12 protein-coding genes are annotated in these 18,135 nt (G+C 43.8%); 1 reads left to right on the forward strand and 11 read right to left on the reverse strand.

Going from position 1 to position 18,135, the window contains the following annotated elements; all coding sequences use genetic code 11:
- Window positions 1-40 precede the first annotated feature (40 nt).
- The 11 genes from gbpA to ACTUJY_RS16610 all read right to left on the reverse strand — a co-directional run bounded on the left by gbpA (window position 41) and on the right by ACTUJY_RS16610 (window position 17,682).
- Window positions 41-1,444, reverse strand: a complete 1,404-nt coding sequence (gene gbpA / locus ACTUJY_RS16560) for an N-acetylglucosamine-binding protein GbpA (RefSeq protein ID WP_463617235.1) — start codon at window positions 1,442-1,444, stop codon at window positions 41-43.
- Window positions 1,445-1,629: 185 nt separating this feature from the next.
- A complete protein-coding gene (locus tag ACTUJY_RS16565) occupies window positions 1,630-3,984 on the reverse strand; it encodes a glycosyl hydrolase family 18 protein (protein ID WP_463617236.1) in 2,355 nt (784 codons plus the stop codon).
- A gap of 555 nt (window positions 3,985-4,539) precedes the next feature.
- Window positions 4,540-5,196 carry a response regulator gene (locus ACTUJY_RS16570; RefSeq protein ID WP_463617237.1) on the reverse strand — a complete coding sequence of 219 codons (657 nt, stop codon included), beginning with the start codon at window positions 5,194-5,196 and terminating at the stop codon, window positions 4,540-4,542.
- A complete protein-coding gene (locus ACTUJY_RS16575) occupies window positions 5,186-5,917 on the reverse strand; it encodes a sensor histidine kinase (RefSeq protein ID WP_463617238.1) in 732 nt (243 codons plus the stop codon). Before ACTUJY_RS16575 ends, ACTUJY_RS16570 begins: the two co-directional genes overlap by 11 nt.
- Before the next feature lie 10 nt (window positions 5,918-5,927).
- Entirely contained in the window at window positions 5,928-9,068 is a 3,141-nt protein-coding gene (locus ACTUJY_RS16580) for a protein kinase domain-containing protein (RefSeq protein ID WP_463617239.1), read from the reverse strand.
- Window positions 9,069-9,129: 61 nt separating this feature from the next.
- Window positions 9,130-9,939, reverse strand: coding sequence for an FHA domain-containing protein (locus ACTUJY_RS16585; protein ID WP_463617240.1), 810 nt, complete (start codon window positions 9,937-9,939; stop codon window positions 9,130-9,132).
- Complete coding sequence (locus ACTUJY_RS16590; RefSeq protein WP_463617241.1) at window positions 9,940-10,770, reverse strand: DUF6689 family protein; 831 nt, start codon at window positions 10,768-10,770, stop codon at window positions 9,940-9,942. It abuts the gene before it with no gap.
- A 298-nt stretch (window positions 10,771-11,068) separates the two neighbouring features.
- Window positions 11,069-13,126 carry a S8 family serine peptidase gene (locus ACTUJY_RS16595; protein ID WP_463617242.1) on the reverse strand — a complete coding sequence of 686 codons (2,058 nt, stop codon included), beginning with the start codon at window positions 13,124-13,126 and terminating at the stop codon, window positions 11,069-11,071.
- 107 nt (window positions 13,127-13,233) lie between these two features.
- Window positions 13,234-13,635, reverse strand: a complete 402-nt coding sequence (mutT, locus tag ACTUJY_RS16600; RefSeq protein ID WP_463617243.1) for an 8-oxo-dGTP diphosphatase MutT — start codon at window positions 13,633-13,635, stop codon at window positions 13,234-13,236.
- A 76-nt stretch (window positions 13,636-13,711) separates the two neighbouring features.
- Window positions 13,712-16,471: a preprotein translocase subunit SecA gene (gene secA / locus ACTUJY_RS16605; RefSeq protein ID WP_463617244.1), complete on the reverse strand. Its 2,760-nt coding sequence runs from the start codon at window positions 16,469-16,471 to the stop codon at window positions 13,712-13,714.
- 272 nt (window positions 16,472-16,743) lie between these two features.
- On the reverse strand, window positions 16,744-17,682 hold the full coding sequence (locus ACTUJY_RS16610; protein ID WP_463617245.1) for a M23 family metallopeptidase: 939 nt from the start codon (window positions 17,680-17,682) through the stop codon (window positions 16,744-16,746).
- A 116-nt stretch (window positions 17,683-17,798) separates the two neighbouring features.
- On the opposite strand from ACTUJY_RS16610, the gene ACTUJY_RS16615 reads away from it, so the two are divergent.
- Window positions 17,799-18,116, forward strand: coding sequence for a DciA family protein (locus tag ACTUJY_RS16615; RefSeq protein WP_463617246.1), 318 nt, complete (start codon window positions 17,799-17,801; stop codon window positions 18,114-18,116).
- Window positions 18,117-18,135: the final 19 nt, after the last annotated feature.

Here is an 18,135-nt window from a genome sequence, read left to right on the forward strand (position 1 = left end):
CGAACTATTTATGATTAGCTCGCTTTAAGGTCAGTCATTTTTACGGCACAACCAACCACGCTTCTTGCCAATGACTCCCCACACCCGGCTCATAATGATTCGCGGTTGGTGAGTAAATCGTGCACCAACCGTTGTAAGGATAAGGTTTGCATTGATAAATTTTTCCATCACTAGCCAATACTTTTGTTCCTGCCTGATAATGACTGACATTGTTGGGGTAAACGTAGTCATAATCTCCTGTAGATTCAGCAACTAATTCAAAAGCGAATGATTGTTGCTGTGTCCAACCATCGGATGCCGTTGCGGTAACCAGCAAACGATGGTTTCCTGTTTGCGGAGTCGCAATAGAAACAGAAAAACTTTGCGTACCGATGATTTGTGCCGAATTTGCACCTACTTGCTGATTCGAATGATTGAAAATAGTCGCCTCGATTAACAGAGATTCGAACGTAGTAACTGAAAAGTCAACATTGGCGTTATCGTTAACAATGGGGTAAGTGTTTTTTAAATCATTCACATAAAACTCAGGGTCGGTCGACGGTTGTTCAATTTCAATTTCCACCCGCTGCAGATGACTTTGCGCATGAACAAACACATCATTTTTACCCAACTGCGGTACAATATTACCTTGCGCATTCATCACACCGGCTTTTAATTGCGAATGCTCCTGATTGATTTTTTGAGCCAACCGTTGAGGCCAGGTATTTCGTTGTCCATTCGAAATAGAATCAATCGTAAGCACGGTTTGCAAACCCGGTAATTCTCCGTTGGCATCGAAGACGCGTGTTTTAACTTTATCTCCAACATTCAAGTCCATTGATGGATTGATGTCACCAACGTCACTCCATTGCGGAGGCTCTCCACCTTCAAACTGCACGTCGATGACCTGATAAAATGACATAACGGTATCACCAACATCCCATACGCCTAAAATGACGTGATAACCCTGACGCTCTGGAACATAACAATTGTGTGTGGTATCAATGGGTGGTCGTTGATTATTGCCATCCGCAACACAAAAGGGTGCGAGATCGAATGAATCGCGCGTTAACGGTTGATTCGTATTCCAATCTGGCTTGGTAATAAAGTAACGCCAATCTCGCGTGGCGTGGTTGGCGGTAAAATGCCAAGTAATCGTATTCCAACCGGATTGCATATTTGTTTTATGCCAACGCGTGGCGCTTTGTTCGTTGAGTTCCGAAAATTGAGGTAAACCCGCCGCGGCAAGCGTTCCATCTTCCGGTCCGGTTTCTGGAAAACGATCCGGCCCCTCTACGCTTTGTGGTTCCCACTGTACAGCGCCACAATTGGTATTCGTGCGCTGCTTACAAAGGTAAGAACGTGATTCCGGTGCGCTGATATATCCATGCGCTTGCGCTTTATGTACGAAGCATGAAAGTAACAATGCACTGGCATACCCAATTGACAATAATGTTTTATTCATAGTTTTTCTCCAGAATGAATTCCGATGAAAAAAGGAGCCTTGCGGCTCCAAACAACTTTCAGGAGTAAAAGATTAAATATTGAGATCTTGAAAATTAAATGTTAATCCGATCATGACAATCAACTTTCTGTCGATTGCCATAGTTACTGAAACAACTTAACCAGTTTTTTCAACTGCTAAAGCCATCAGTCGAGTCCATTACTGATCGCCGAAATGAGTTCGCCATTGCTGGTATCTCCGCTCAGCTCCCAGAAAAAGGCGCCACCCAATCCTTGTTGTTTAACGTAATTCATTTTTCCATTAATGGTGTTGGGCGTATCGTAACTCCACCAATTACTGCCACAATGTGCATAGGCAGTTCCAGCGATCACACCATTTGCTGGACAAGTGTTTTTCAGTACTTTGTAATCTTCAATTCCAGCTTCATAGGTGCCTTGTGCGGCCCCCGTTGCAGACCCACCAGGTTCGGCTTGCGAAACACCCGTCCAACCACGACCGTAAAAACCAATGCCCAATAAAATCTTGCTGGCAGGTACGCCTTTACTCATTAAGGTTTGTATGCCGTGATCAGAATTGAATCCGGCGATTGGTATTCCATCATAACCGTATAAAGGCGAGTGAGGTGCGGTTGGCCCATTTTTCGCCCAAGCACCAAAAAAGTCATACGTCATAATCATATAAAAGTCGACGAATTGAGCAGCACCTCCGTAGTTAGCCGCATTTAATTTGGCTTCGCCTGCGCCAATTGCAGAAGTCACAAGTTTATTACCAAAGCGAGTGCGTAAAGCTTGCATCAAATTGCGGTAGGCATCAAAGCCACTGTTGTCACACGTTAATCCACATTCATTAGGGTACTCCCAATCGATGTCGATACCGTCAAACACATCGGCCCACCTTGGATCAAATACCAAGTCATAACACGAATCAGCAAAGTGCGTCGCATTTTGTGACGCTTCACCAAATCCGCCCGACCATGTCCAACCTCCAAATGACCAAACCACTTTGATATTCGGGTACATTTGTTTCAGTCGACGAAGTTGTCCAAAATTACCGCGCAATGCACCGGCATCCCACGTATCAGCAACACCATCCACACTGTCTGCTGCAGAATAAGCTTTATCGTAAGCGGCGTATGAATCGCCAATTTTACACTCGCCATTTTGTACATTTCCGAAAGCGTACATTATGTGTGTGAGCTTATTCGCCGAGCCACTGGTGTGAATATTTTTTACATGATAGTTGCGACCGTAAACGCCCCATTCCGCAAAATAACCGATGACTTTACTTCCGTGACTGCCACTATCACTGGTAATGTTCGCAGTTGTCGTTGCAGAGCTTTTCGCACCTTCGTTATCACCTACGGTTAAAGTAATTGTGTAATTGCCCGCACTGGCATAAACATGCGAAGGATTCGCTTGATCGCTGGTTGAGCCGTCTCCAAAATTCCAGAGAAAACTCGTAATGGAGCCATCTGGATCATTGGAACCAGCACTGGAAAATGAAACACTGCTGCCTACCGTTCCGGAATAGGGTCCATTGGCATTGGCTACCGGAGATTGATTTCCATCACTGTCCGTTATCGTTGCCGTGGTGTTTGTTCGGTCTGTCGCCCCTTGATCATCGGTGACCGTTAACGTGATCGAATAAGTGCCTGCACTGCTAAAACGGTGTGTTGGGTTCGCTTCTGTACTCGAAGCGCCATCACCGAAATCCCAGTTGTAATTTGCAATACTTCCGTCGGGATCGTTTGAGCCATCACTACTGAACGAAATGGATTCGTTTGTGATACCGGAATAAGGTCCGTTAGCGTTGGCAATCGGTGATTGATTGCCATCGTCATCACAAGCGCCTACATCTGTCCACGCTTGTTGCCAATGCGCACCAACACCAGGTTCGTAAGCCCAGGCTGCAGAAGATGAACACCAACCTGCAATATCACATCGAAATTTACGACCCACATTTCGTACTACATCACCGGCGTTGTATTGGGTTCCGGCCCTGTATTGAGGCGCGCTGCAGGAGCCACCGTTATCGTCACCGGAAATGGTCACTCCAGATGAAGATGACGCGGTCGCACCTTGGTTATCGGTTACGGTTAAAGAAACGCTGTAAGTACCTGCGGCAGCATAAGAGTGCGATGGGTTTGCTTGAGAACTGGACGCACCATCACCAAAGCTCCAGTGATAACTTGCAATGTGACCATCGGGATCATTCGAACCATCGCTGCTAAAAGCAATTGATGCATTTACATTTCCAGAATAGGGACCATTCGCATTGGCAATGGGAGACTGATTGTTATTACCGCCATCGCAAGCCCCCAAAAGCGACCATTCCTGCCACTGACCTGAATGCGTTTCCGGATCCTGATTTTGCGTCCACCATTTGGCCTCATAAGCTTTTGCGTTATGCTGAACTTGATCACCGCCGTGATACACATCACTGCTTTGCCAAATAACCAACTCACTACAGTCGTATGCCTGTACCGAATGCATTAATAGCAAAGCCACCACGGAAAAAAATAGTTTTTTAAAAGTGTTCATGGGCTTTCCTTTGTTGCTGAAGCCCCCGAAAAACCACAACCCATTTCAATCAGAAAGTACGGTGATTAAGTTAGCCTGAATACCGTTTATTGCACTGGATTGACTGAGGTTTAACTGACGCTTCTGATAATTGAGTCAACTACCCAACAACAAAGCACATTCGGCTTTAGGTAGACGTACCGCGCTGAATGGCATACTCCAATGAAATGAGCCAACCCAAAACATGACAGCGCTGTCTATTCTTTTACCAAAACATGACAACGCTGTCAAAACCTACACTGAGAGCCGCACTAAAAAATAAACAAGAATGTGATGACGTTTAAAAAAAGACAAGTGGCGTCATTCAAAGACGCTTCTCATACTGCGTTATCTATAGTGAAAAGTTGAAGTATGCCGCAATAACGTTTACCTTTTCGCACCAAAATAAAGCATCTTCAAAATGCAATTTAAGTTTGTGAATTTGTTGCGGTGAAACAATTTGCCATCCGCTAAAACCTAAAAAATAACGACGCTTACAAGAAGCTTTTTCAAAAGTGCTACGAAAAAGGCGTAGCCTTACAAAAGATTATGGCGAGCCGCAAAACGTACCACATCGACCGTATTTTTTGCGGACAGCTTTTCCAGAACTTTACCTCGATGATTTTCTGCGGTTTTATTACTGATATTAAGCTGTTGCGCCACTTTTTTCGTTGTGTGCCCCTCTATCATCAATTGAAAGACCTGTCGTTCTCGTTCGGTTAATACATTAAGCGGATTAGCGGCTTCATTTAAGTTAACATGCGCTTGCGCATTTGGCTCCAGTTGCCCGGTTAAAACTTGAGTCGCAAAATGCCCATAAAAGTTCTTCCCTGAATTAACTTGGCGAACAGCAAATATTAACTCTTCTGCAGCGCTGTCTTTTAACAGAAAACCATTTACACCCAACTTGGCAAAGTGTCGAACATACTCTGGTTCTTGATGCATGGTTAACATTAATAACCGAGTATCTGTCGCTAATGACTTTAATTCTCGCGCAACTTCCAGTCCAGTCATCTCTGGCATGGATATATCCAAAATAGCCACATCCGGTTGCAATGATTGTATTTGCCGTAGCGCTTGTAGACCGTTATCCGCTTCTGCCACGATCTGAATATCGGACGCCTTTTGTAGCAAAGAAATCAGCCCTTGCCGCATAAGTTGATGGTCATCTGCGATTAATAGTCTAATGGTCATACGTTTCCTTCAAAAGAATGGCCGCTGATAAGCAACACCCTTGGTTTGGTTGTGATTGAACATTTAGCTTTGCATCATAGAGAGAAAGTCGGTCTGCTATCCCTACTAGACCGATACCTTCAATTAAATCCGGTGAATACACAAACCCAATGCCATCATCGCTCACTTTCCAGTTTAATACCGCTCCCACCTGCACCACTTCAATTGCAACGTTCTTCGCATTAGCGTGTTTTAACATATTTTGTATTGCTTCTTGAGTAATGCGAAACAGAGTGGTTTGTAATAGGTCCGGTAATGATGATTGGAGCTGATACGTAAAGCCAAAATGCGCGGATGTACTTTCTTCACATAGTCGAATAAGCCAGTTTATTGCCGCTTCCAGTCCAAAGTCATCCAAAACTTTGGGTCTTAGTTGCTTAGATAACCGTCTTACATCCTGTAATAACCCCTCCGTAAGCTCATTGATAAACGCAAAGTTAGAGTTATCACCATTCTCATTTAAATGATTTCGCATTACCGAAAGCACTTGGCCAATACCGTCGTGCAAATCACTTGCTAGCCTTCGTTGCTGCTGTTCCTGAAACGACATATGTCGAAAAGCAAGTCGTTTCAACTCATCTTGTTGCATCATCAAAGAGCGATTCAGAGCTTTTTGTTCCGCAATCACCTCCTGAATGATTTCAGTCGGTCGACCGCTTCGAGTGTTCAGTATTTTATTCATCAACTCCACCTTATAAATCCTTAAGTGATAAGTTGCCCATTAACTTATGATATCGTTTTTGCTGATGTAGAGTCATGCTGGAATGATATTGGTGCTTTAATCGTTGAGTTAAAGACCTAACAAACTTTGGTTGCAATACGAGTATATGCTTTTCCAAAAGTGCGAGAAGGGTTTCTATTTGGTAGTAATTTGGAAGCATCTGAATTTGAGTTAACGGCAAACAGTTTTCTAAAAATGTCGGAATGTTTTTGGATTGAATTTGCTTGGCCCAATAAGTCAGTAAATACCCTTTTAATTCTGGCTCATGCTTTTGCTGACAAATGCTTTCATCATGCAAAACTTGAGAGTCAGAACTGATAATATTTGACACCACTTTATAAAAAAGTTTTTGGGAAGCCGACGCTTGCGTTTGTAAAGATTGTATTTCATCTCCAAGTTTACTAATTTTTTCGTACTCGGCTTGTTGTAAATATATTTTAAGCTTAAGTACCAGCGACTCATTCATTCCACGAACATCATTCATGGTTTCAAAGGACTGATATAAAGCATCGAGTATGGCTAGAGCACTTTGATATTGTTCCTGTAACGTCATATAGTGTGCGAGTGAAAGATTAAGCGCTAACAGATCCGCCGTCAGTTCATTCTTCTTCGCAGCAACAATATTCGACTCAATCAGCTTTAATGCTTCCACGTACTTGCCTTGTGCTAAGCGCAACTGAGCGATTAAAGATTCAATACGTATAACACCAGCACTGTCTTTAACCTGTTGCATTCCCGTTAACGCTTGTTCTAAGTAGGTTTCTGCGTGATCGTATTCCATTAACAACAGGTACATGTATCCAATATTCGAAGTCGTTAGCGCTTGCATGTATTCATCTTGCAGCAAAGTGCTTTGCTTAAGAGACGCTCGGTATTGAGCCAAAGCTTCTCGAAAATGCCCTTGCTCTTCGGCAAGAACCCCTAATTCATTCAAAACACTTATCGTAGACTTTAGATCTTGTTCTGCTCGCACAATCTCCAACGCTTTTTCAAGCAATTGTTTTGCCACTTCCCAGTGGCCTCGCGACAGTTTTAGGTTGGCAATGTTTCGATAAGAAGTTGCCATTCCTTTGGTATCATTGAGCGACTCGCGAATAATCAATGCTTGTTGATAGTAGCGCTCGGCTTCTTCAATACGTCCTAGACGTTGGTAAGCAACACCAAAGGCATTATTAACATCAGAAATTCCTTTTTGATTTCGATGACGACTGTGGATCACCAAAGCTCGCACTAAATAGTCTTCCAATGCGCGTTTAATGTCACCAAGAATAATCGAATTCTTCGCAAGTTGATACCAGGCATCAACTTGCTGTGACTCAAGTTTCACAACTTCTTTTAATACTTCGTTGGCATCAGAAAACTTGCCTTGGCTGCTGAGCAGATCCGCTAACAACATTCTCGGCTCAAGGTCATGCTTCCAATGTTGCGCAATGTTTCTTAACTCTTTTTCTGCAAACGCATAGTTGCCTTGACGCTCTGCATATTGTACATACAAAAGCTGTTGGTGATAGTCATCCACTGAGGGCGAGCTAGAATTATCCTGTTGAATTGACTCCAACAAAGCATGCAATTTTTCTTCTTCGTTTAATTTTCTATAGCAAGCGCTTAAATAATATGCGGCTTCGAAATCCGAGCTGTTTGATATCAAGCGTTCAAACATTGGAATAGCCAGTTCATACTCGCCTCTACTGTAATGCGCTAGCGCGTTCACAAAAAGGGAAGATGGTGCGCGCTCTAGTTTGGTTGCTAACGTCTGCTCTAGTGCATTGGCAAGCAATTCACCGTGCTTTAACAGCTGTACCGTTAACATGTCACGACGAATCACTTGATTCATTAAAACCTGGTTAAAGCGTGTGCGTTCCTGACTCATTAATTGACTGGTAAGGTGAATATCCATTTCATTTTCAACCACTTGAATCATCAACACACGTTCGGCAGAAAACAAAGATCTTAATTGTTCAATTTCGAAAGCGGATAAACTTCGGTTGAGCCAACCAAAATTTTCCATTGCGCTAAATACACGCTCAACTTCAACAAATTGTAATTTAGGGAGACGGTAGCGTTGGTTATAAATAAGTTGAGCAAGTGCAAGGTTTGCGGTGGTTTGATTGTTTTTATTAACGTATACCGGTAATATCAAAACTCGATTGCCTACCTGCGATTGTGCGCTCACTTCTGGCGAGGGAGTGCTTTGTTGCCAAATCACAAATCCGGTCAAACACAAAAGTAAAATCGCTGTTAGCGTACGTAACCATAGTCGCCAGGATAACGAGCGCTTATATCCATAAAGTAGCTCGCCTTGTTGTGGCGTAACGCACCTTTTTAGGGGGTTGGGCTGCAACAATGACAGCAACCATTGACGTTTTCTTTTTTCGATTGTTAAAAGCGTTATACGCTTTTGAATATCGGCAATATTTCGTTGCTGAGTCTGCAATGCGATGATATCGTTCGCGGTAAATAAAGGTTCACGCGCGTATAACTCATAAATCACACAACCGAGCGCATAACAGTCGCTTGCCTTTGTGTACTGTGCCGTCGCTAACGATTCAGGAGCCATATAACGAGCGGAACCACGAAACAAAGACGTTTGATGATTGGTTGCTGACTGCGAAATACCGAAATCAGTAATCACAACACGTCCCTGCTTATCGAGTAAAATATTACTCAGCTTAATGTCACCGTGAATGATTTGTGCCTGATGAATAGCGGCCACGCCACGTAATAGTTGTCGAACAATGGAGTGCTTTATCAGCTCGGGTAGTTTTTTGTCGTATAATTGTCGCGATAATGGTTCACCATCAATATACTCCATAGTAATAAAGCAAAGCTTTTCAACTAGGTAACAATCGTAAAGCCGTATCACGTTCGCATGTGTAACCTGACGTGCCGTTAAAATTTCCTGACGGAACTGTTGAACCAAACGAGGTTCAACTTTATCTTGTCGAATGGTTTTAATAGCGACTAGTGTATCGAGTTGTAAATCCTTTGCCTTATAGACCACTCCCATACCACCGACACCGATGAGTTCCAATAATTGAAACCGTTCCAGCAATATACTACCCACCGATAGCAGAGTGTCTTCGGATCCTAGGGTTTTAGTTGCATCATCCAATGTGCTTCTCGCTTTTATCGTCTATTCCGGCTTATTCCCGTTACACACCGTTTAAAAATACCTAAACGGTTTCCAACTCCGCAATCATTTGCTCCACGTTGCGACTCAACAATGCTGTACATACTTGCTGACAATAACGCCAAGCTAAGTCCAGGTTGTCATCATTAACGAGCGCACCGCCCTTATCTGAACGAGCAAATACAACACCTAACAGCACCTCTTCAAAATACAGTGGTATCGCCATAAGTTGCTCAACGGAATGATCTTCATTTGTCTGCTGACTTAGCTTGACGGATTGTGAAGCAATTGCAGATTTCACCAAAGAGTAATCAATTAAGTTTGAAGAGTATTTCAAGTGGTGTTGCCATCCGCGATGGCACAAATAGCACAATCGTTGTCGTCGTTTACACCAAAGCAAAATTGCGCCAGCCTGATGTTGAAAAAGCTTCAACAATTGTTGCAAACACTCGTCGAAAATTTGATTGAGATTCGAGAACGGACTGATAATTTGCGTATGCTCATTATCGAGCCAGTTTTGCATCGTTTGCTGCTCATGATGTAAGGCAGTTATGTTAGCGTCCGATGATTGGAACGCAACAGGACATTGCCCCAAAACGATCCAGTGTCGATCGGTGAGCGAGGTTTCCGTAATTCTTCTGCCATCCACCCAGGTACCATTTTTACTGCGTTTATCAATCAGCTGCCAATTTTGTTGGCATCGCGATAAAGAGGCATGAAATCGTGACACGCTATCATCGAGAATCAAGATATCATTACTGGCATCCCGCCCTAATTGCCAATGGTCTTTTTCGGACAGCTGAAAGAGTTGTGTTTGTCCTGTTGGTGTATAGGCGATCAGACACGCACTCATTTATTGAATAAGCAAGCGCAAACTGAACCTGAGAGTCATCGCCCGACTGCGTAGCTCGCCAGCAATGTTTTCTATGTCACGACTCGACCGCCAGACATCCGGGATATCATTACCTTGATGACTTTTCACTACCTGAACGAATTGATTTGTGATCGATTGAGCCTGAGCATAATTGTGTTCGCTCATCGCGTCATCCAACTGAACGGATAGCTGGTTCAGCTGACTGAAAACAGAAGGAGATATGTTGAGTTGTTGCGCTTGCAAATAATCGTTCAATCGTTGGTATTTTCCAGAAGCAACGGTTGATGGTAAACGCACATCGGCCAAAATTAAAAACTGGGAAAAGCCGCCTATAGAACCTCGTGCTCGATAACTTCCGGCGCCAACTGTTTCGGTGATATCGTAAAAGGTTTCACCTAAGGATGCTTTAAACAAACGTAATGGTGTAAGTGCGGTATATTCCAGTTGGTGGGTATGTATATCCACTTTGGCTGCACCGGAAAAACTTAAACCCAGTGCGCTGTCAGGCTCTACAGTGATTAACATGGGAAAAGCTGTCGGAATACTGGTAAGTAAAGTGTCAGGGAGACGAGACAGAAGCTCGGGATCCAATAGGTTGACCAGTTCAGCACTGAGCCCAACGCTGCTTTCCGTTAGTCCTACACTGTTTTCAAAAGTAATGGTAAAGTCAGCCTCAATTCCACCAGGTAGCTCAATGACAGACTCTAGTTTATTCCCGTGTACAGTGACATCCACCTGGGCTTCAGCGCCAATGGGTACAATAATCATGGTGAGGGAAAAAAATACGGATAGTAATTTGTACTGCTTCATTATTGTTATTCCTCCTACTGCGATCTACGTCGCTTACTAACCTTCTACCTTAAACAAATCCTTAAGGAAAATAAAGATGAATAGATCCGAGCTGTTATAAAGTAAACGCGAGAAATAATCTCAGCACGACATATCTCATCAATTCCGATGGTATTTTTGTATACAAAAAATAGAAAATTATATTGAACGGATTTTAATACCCAGAGCGTTTAAAAATGTTTCGATCTTTAAAATGAAAAAAGCCAGACCGAAGCCTGGCAAAGTTTAGACAGAAATACCTCCTTGTAAGGCGGTTTCCTTAATCGGTTTTTTGACGTGTCAATCGATTCTCGACGGTGTAATTGGTTAACGCAGAAATGTACCCTGTTACCCGTAATTGGTAAGTCCCACTTTCAGTCACCCAGAAAGATAACACCTCAGGGTTTTCAAGCGATGCACTTGAGGCAACTTCATTGCCCTGTGGGTCGACCAAATAAAAATCCAAGTCAGCAACACTGTCCCAGCTTAAAGAAGCATTAATGGCTACTGTGTTTTCATCAACAATAAACTCGATCGTGTGAATCGATTGGTTTTCTGCCGAAGGGCCCATGGTTCCATTAGATGTTAACAAAATATCTTCGTATTCAATCGTATGATCCACCAACTGACCGTCCACCGAAACTGCATCGAGTAACGTTTTGCCGTACAGAGTTTTTAGCTCAACCTTATGTACGTCTCTGCTCAACCCTTTAATAGCAAACACTTTATCAAACTCGGTACCATTGGAATAAAAACTGATCGTTCCGTAACTCTGGCCATCGACGAAAACTTCTGCAACACCGCCCCGACGACTGGTCAAGTAATGAATTTTCAAACGATCGCCGTTGATGTAAAAAGTGACCCCATTGGCGCCCCAACTGCTTTCGGTATATTGACCACCTTGAGCATTACTTTGCGATTGGGTATACCAGCGACCAGAATACTCGAGTAATGCATGATCTTCATTCGCCACAAACCACTCACCTTGCGCAGCCCAGTCGGTATCACCCGCTAAAAACTGCAGTCGTTCACCACTCATTGAGCCCGCCATATCGACAGCTGCTTTTACATCAACGTACCCGGCGCCGACTTCATGCTCAGCGTATCCCGGCATGGATTCGGCCGTTGCTTTTATGATTTGTTCCACTTGATCGGGTGATAAATTAGGATTAACGCTCAATAGCAAGGCAGCGGTACCCGCAATAAATGGCGTGGCCATACTGGTCCCACTGATTGTGTGATAACGCAGTGTGTACTCTGGATGATTCGGATCGTTCACAGGCCCCATAGCACCGATAACGGTATTGGGCGCTCGAGTAGAGGTAATTTGATTACCTGGAGCGGTAATGTCTGGCTTTTTCCATTGATGTCCGGCAACGCCACGCGAAGAAAAGCCCGCTAATTCTTTATCAACGGTTCCGGCAGCAACATTGATGACCCAGGGAGCAATGGCATACTTGTTTAATGTATCTTCGTCTGGCCCTGAGTTCGATGCTGCAAATGAAACGATCATACCTTTTTTATAAGCAATAAAAGAGGCGACATTAATGGGATCATGAGGATCAAACTCACTGCCATCACCACTACCCCAACTGTTAGTAATGATGTCGATATCAAGTCGCTCTTGGTTTGCGATGGCATATTCGAAGCCAAGCAACGCATATAAAATCGAAATTCCTTCACCGGCCCCCAAACCTACGATTTTGGCTTTTGGTGCAATTCCTGCCATGTAATAGGGGCGTCGCTCATCAGATGCAGATGCAGCGCCCGAGCCTCCCACGGTTCCTGCGACATGAGTACCGTGCCCAGAAGTCGTATCACTATTTAAAACGCCTTCAATGAAAAAGTTTATACCGCCCGCAAGCCCTAAATCGCCAAGAATTTTTACGTTCTCTACCGTTTTATCTCCCAGTGCAAGATCCGGATGTGATGCGTCAACACCAGAATCTAAAACCGCAATAGTGACACCTTCTCCGGTAACCCCATAGTTGTCATGAACGAAATGACCGCCAGTAATTTGTCCTGAGTTATAGTTAGAGTATTGCAACGGTTTATTCGCATAAACACTCACAACATCCGATTGCTGCAACAACAATAGAATTTGAGCAACATTCAGTTTTGCAGCAGCCATAGGGAGCTCATTAAAATACAGAGTATCAACTGCCAGCGTCGACATGATGGAGCTAGAGTTTGCGTCGGACTTAAAAGTAACGATCACTTCTTCGCTCGCTAATGGATTACTGAGAATGGCCTGTATGGCCGGATCAACAATTGCGGCATGTACCCAGCCGCAAACTAAAATCGCCAACAGCGACACACTTCGAATAGCGCGCTTCATATTGTTATTCTCCACTTTGTAATTGGTGGCAATAACATGACAAATTGCAAACGATATGACTATCCGGTAGAACCCCTGAAAGTGAATAAAAGCGCAGGGGTTTTCCCTTATGCTTGCGACACAGGCTCTATAAATTGAATTAACTTTGAAACAATTTTGCGATTTGCGGCGGGAAAGTTCAAGTTCGCTATCTCACTCAAAGCAAACCATTGAACGTCTTGTCCTTCCATTCCTTTTGGATCGCCAGAAAACTTTTCCGTTTTAAAAAAATGCAAACACACACGCTTGTCACCGTAGTCGAACTCGACTTTTTCAAATAACCTTGGCGCTTCAATGATGATGTCGAGCTCTTCTTTACACTCTCTGATCAGAGCATCTTCAGCGGTTTCACCAAGATCAATTTTACCGCCTGGAAACTCCCACTTTCCGCCTTGATGTTTTTCAACAGGGCGTTTAGCGAGTAAAACGCGATTATTATGCGTAATAATGGCTGCAGCAACCTGGATCATAGCGATACTGAAAAGCCCGGTAAACGTTTCATATTTTCCGGGCGAGTGCCATCTTCTTGTATTGTAACAAGCAACTTTAATTCAACTTTCCGTGGCACTGTTTGTACTTTTTGCCGGAACCACAAGGGCAAGGATCGTTACGGCCTACTTTAGCCCCTTCACGTACAAAAGGTGTGTGCGCTTTCGCATCATCTTGTTGCGCACCTTCCGGTATCATCGCACTGGTCTGTTGATGCTGAAACTGCATTCTAGCCGCTTCGGCTTCACGACGTCGCTGTTCTTCAACGGCTGCGGCATCTTCCTCAGAACGTACTTGAACTTTCGACAATATGCTGACCACTTCGTGCTTCAACGACATTAGCATCTCAGTAAACAATTCAAACGCTTCTCGCTTATACTCTTGCTTTGGATTTTTTTGTGCGTATCCGCGTAAATGAATTCCCTGGCGCAAGTGATCCATCGCCGCTAAATGTTCTCGCCAATGGGAGTCTAATGTTTGTAGCATGACGGACTTTTCAAAATGGCGTAAAACCGGAGCGCCAACCGCTTCTTCTTTTGCTTTATAGTTCGCAACAACCGCGTTAATAATTTTTTCGCGCAACTTATCTTCGTGCAACTCGTCGTCTTCTTCGAGCCATTTCTTAATTGGCAGCTCGGTCAAGTAATCTTTACGCAAGTGATCTTCAAGTCCTGCGATATCCCACATACTGTCAATGCTCTGTGGAGGAATATACCCACTGATCTCATCGTTCAACACATCGTAACGAATCGCATCAATAGTTTCCGAAATATCATCGGTCGACATTAATTCATGGCGCTGCTCGTAAATAACCTGTCGTTGATCGTTCGCAACATCATCATACTCCAGCAACTGTTTTCGAATTTCAAAGTTACGCGCTTCTACTTTACGTTGCGCATTTTCAATGGCGCGGTTAACCATTTTATGTTCAATGGCTTCATCTTCTTCCCAGCCAAGCTTGCGCAACATATTCACCATGCGCTCTGGTGCAAAAATCCGCATCAGATCATCATCTAAAGAGAGAAAGAAGCGGCTCAACCCCGGATCACCTTGACGACCAGCACGGCCTCGCAACTGATTGTCGATACGACGAGACTCATGGCGTTCGGAACCGAGTATCGCCAAACCACCAGCATCCAAAACCTGTTGATGGCGTTGTTGCCAATCCTGCTCCAATGCTTCAATTTGTTTTTTAATTTCAGCTTCTGGCTTACCTTGCAATTGAGATTGTAATTGCGCAATTTCAGCTTTTAAATTTCCACCAAGCACAATGTCGGTACCTCGACCAGCCATATTGGTAGCAATGGTCACGACTCCTGGACGACCAGCATCGGCAATAATTTCCGCTTCTTGCGCATGAAATTTGGCATTTAACACCTTATGAGGAAATTTCTTTTTCTTCATAAGAGCAGACAATAATTCGGAAGTTTCAATGGAAGCCGTACCCACTAGAACCGGTTGCCCTTTCTCACGGCACTCTTCGATTTGTTCAAGCAAAGCTTTATATTTCGCGTCTCGCGTTAAGAAAACAAGATCCGCCATATCGTTACGGATCATAGGCTTGTTGGTCGGTATCACCACCACTTCCAATCCGTAGATTTGTTGTAATTCAAAAGCTTCGGTATCAGCGGTACCGGTCATACCTGCAAGCTTGTCATAAATTCGAAAATAATTCTGGAACGTGATTGAAGCCAATGTTTGGTTTTCGTTTTGAATGGAGACACCTTCTTTTGCTTCAACGGCCTGATGCAACCCTTCGGACCAACGCCGACCCGGCATGGTACGGCCAGTGTGTTCGTCAACAATAACAATTTCACCATTTTGGACGATGTAATCGACGTCTTTTTTGAACAAGGTGTGTGCACGTAATGCCGCATTAACGTGATGCAATAACGAAATACTTTGCGCGGAGTAAAGTGACTGCCCCTCTGGTAACAAACCAACTTCTGTCAATAACTCTTCTACTCGAACTTGCCCCTGTTCAGTAAAATGCACTTGGCGAGACTTTTCATCGATGGTGTAATCACCTTCTTTTTCGACCACTTCGCTGTCGTCTTCACCATGAACGATTTGCTGTTCCAGTCGTGGAATCAAGCCATTCATTTGTTTGTAAAGAGCGGAGCTGTCTTCTAACGCGCCAGAAATAATCAATGGTGTACGTGCTTCGTCAATTAATATCGAGTCAACCTCATCGACAATAGCAAAGTTCAATTCACGCTGAACTTTTTCTTCAAGACTAAACGCCATGTTATCGCGTAGATAGTCAAAACCAAATTCATTATTGGTACCGTAAGTAATATCACACCCGTAAGCTTGTTGTTTTTCTGGATGCGACTGCCCGGATAGCACACAACCCACCGACAAACCCAAAAACTCATACAAAGGACGCATCCAATCGGCGTCACGTTGTGCCAAATAATCGTTCACTGTAATGATATGAACCCCTTTACCACTAAGTGCATTTAAGTAAGCGGGTAAAGTGGCTACCAGTGTTTTACCTTCACCGGTACGCATCTCGGAAATTTTGCCTTCGTGCAGCACCATGCCCCCGATTAACTGCACATCGAAATGACGCATTTTCATAACGCGCTTACCAGCTTCGCGAACGACCGCAAAGGCTTCATGCAGCAGCTCATCCAGCGTTTCGCCTTTTTCCAGGCGCTGTTTAAACTCCGTGGTTTTTGATTGCAGTTGTTCGTCGGTTATTTTTTCTAGCTCGGCCTCGAAGCTGTTAATAACATCAACTCGCTTTTGTAATCGTTTTAAAATGCGTTGATTTCGACTACCAAAAATCTTGGTTAAAAATTGTCCGAACATGTCGTTTCTCTTATCTTTATAAAATGCGTTCGCCTTTCTAAGGCACCGCATTGTACCTTATTAACCCGGCCGGTAAAACGCATTACCGACTAGGATACGCACAATCGATGTGTTCCACAGCATCGCCTGGAAGTGAAGCAAACTTAATGGGGCTGTAGCAACAAAAAACAAGGGGACTCAAGCGTGTTTATCTTTCATTTATCATCAATGAAAGATAAACACGCTTTAATACAAAAGAAAAAGACAAAAAAGCCGGCGATTGCCGGCTCTCTTTATGATTTGCTGCTCCGATTAATATATCGCAACGGATTAATCTGCTTACCGTCTTTAAGAATTTCATAATGGACGTGTGCGCCTGTTGAACGGCCAGAGTTGCCCATTTTTGCAATTTGCTGATTTTTCTCAATCACTTGGCCAACTTCAACCAACGCTTCTTTATTATGAGCGTATCGAGTGACGAATCCGTCGCCGTGGCTGATCTCAACCAACAAACCATAGCCGTATCGCTCACCAACAAAAGTCACAACACCCGCTGCGGTTGATATTACTGCCGAACCTTCTTTGCCTGCGAAATCTACCCCAGCATGCCAAGCTGGACGTCCTGTGAAAGGATCAGTACGGCGTCCATAAAAAGATGACATCCATCCTTTTTCAATCGGTCGACCAGAAATATATCGCTCTACCCCAATATGTTTATCTAATACCAATGACTCTAATGCCGATAACTGTTGTTCTCGACTCAGTAACTGCGAGCCTAAATCGTCAAGTAAACTGAAAAAGTCAGGAGAAGTTGCTTTCTCTACGGACTCATCCAACTCCTCTGGCCCACCAATAGCCGGTGGCACACCAAAATTAAACTCTTTCGCATCAAGCCCTGCAATGCCAGCAATACGTGCACCTGCAGCATCCAGTCGACGAACATGTGCTTGTAGAATTCCAAGTCGAGCCGTTAACGCATTCAGTTGCTTTTGCGACATGGCTTTGGCTTTTTCCAGCTCCTGGCGTTGATCACTGAGTTGGTTACGCCAATTATCGATTGTATCTTCATCAACCTTAGCTAGGAGACCTTGGTATTTTGCGAACTGATAACCACCGACGGCAGTGATTACCGGTAACGCTAATGCAAAAGCCACCAGAGCAAAAATGCCTGCTTTGGTCACTTTTAAGCTTCGGATCCCATGACGAGATCGCTGTAAAATGGTAAAACTCATTTATCCAACACCCTTAGCGAATTTAAGTGTCACCCTTTTTGAGAGCGGGGACTTTGTTTTTGTTATAATGCGTTATTCCGTTTTAGATCCCCTAGTTTATCATCTGAGAATCTCAAATGAAGCAACATTTGCCAGAGCCTATCAATATCATATCGGACAAAGCTGAAGGATCTTTAAGGCTAATTTTGGACAATTTAGCAAAAATCAAGCAGTTAGACAAAATAGTTAAAACTAAATTGAGCTCAAAGTTACAACCGCATTGCCGAATTATCAACTATCGAGATAGCGTACTTGTTATTGCAACCGAGTCCAGTATCTGGGCAACCCGGTTAAAGTTCGAATTACCACAGCTACTTTCTCGACTTCGTAACGATGGATTTCCTGGACTTGCAGCAATTGATGTAATCGTTTCGGAGTCGCTACACAAAAACTAGAACGCCATATACCAAAACG

The sequence above is a fragment of the Pleionea sp. WD8-19 genome (assembly GCF_055326765.1).

Excerpts from the sequence above, each read along its gene's own strand:
- gbpA (WP_463617235.1), bottom strand. The coding sequence starts at position 1,444 with ATGAATAAAACATTATTGTCAATTGGGTATGCCAGTGCATTGTTACTT.
- ACTUJY_RS16565 (WP_463617236.1), bottom strand. The coding sequence starts at position 3,984 with ATGAACACTTTTAAAAAACTATTTTTTTCCGTGGTGGCTTTGCTATTA.
- ACTUJY_RS16570 (WP_463617237.1), bottom strand. The coding sequence starts at position 5,196 with ATGACCATTAGACTATTAATCGCAGATGACCATCAACTTATGCGGCAA.
- ACTUJY_RS16575 (WP_463617238.1), bottom strand. The coding sequence starts at position 5,917 with ATGAATAAAATACTGAACACTCGAAGCGGTCGACCGACTGAAATCATT.
- ACTUJY_RS16585 (WP_463617240.1), bottom strand. The coding sequence starts at position 9,939 with ATGAGTGCGTGTCTGATCGCCTATACACCAACAGGACAAACACAACTC.
- ACTUJY_RS16590 (WP_463617241.1), bottom strand. The coding sequence starts at position 10,770 with ATGAAGCAGTACAAATTACTATCCGTATTTTTTTCCCTCACCATGATT.
- ACTUJY_RS16595 (WP_463617242.1), bottom strand. The coding sequence starts at position 13,126 with ATGAAGCGCGCTATTCGAAGTGTGTCGCTGTTGGCGATTTTAGTTTGC.
- mutT (WP_463617243.1), bottom strand. The coding sequence starts at position 13,635 with ATGATCCAGGTTGCTGCAGCCATTATTACGCATAATAATCGCGTTTTA.
- secA (WP_463617244.1), bottom strand. The coding sequence starts at position 16,471 with ATGTTCGGACAATTTTTAACCAAGATTTTTGGTAGTCGAAATCAACGC.
- ACTUJY_RS16610 (WP_463617245.1), bottom strand. The coding sequence starts at position 17,682 with ATGAGTTTTACCATTTTACAGCGATCTCGTCATGGGATCCGAAGCTTA.
- ACTUJY_RS16615 (WP_463617246.1), top strand. The coding sequence starts at position 17,799 with ATGAAGCAACATTTGCCAGAGCCTATCAATATCATATCGGACAAAGCT.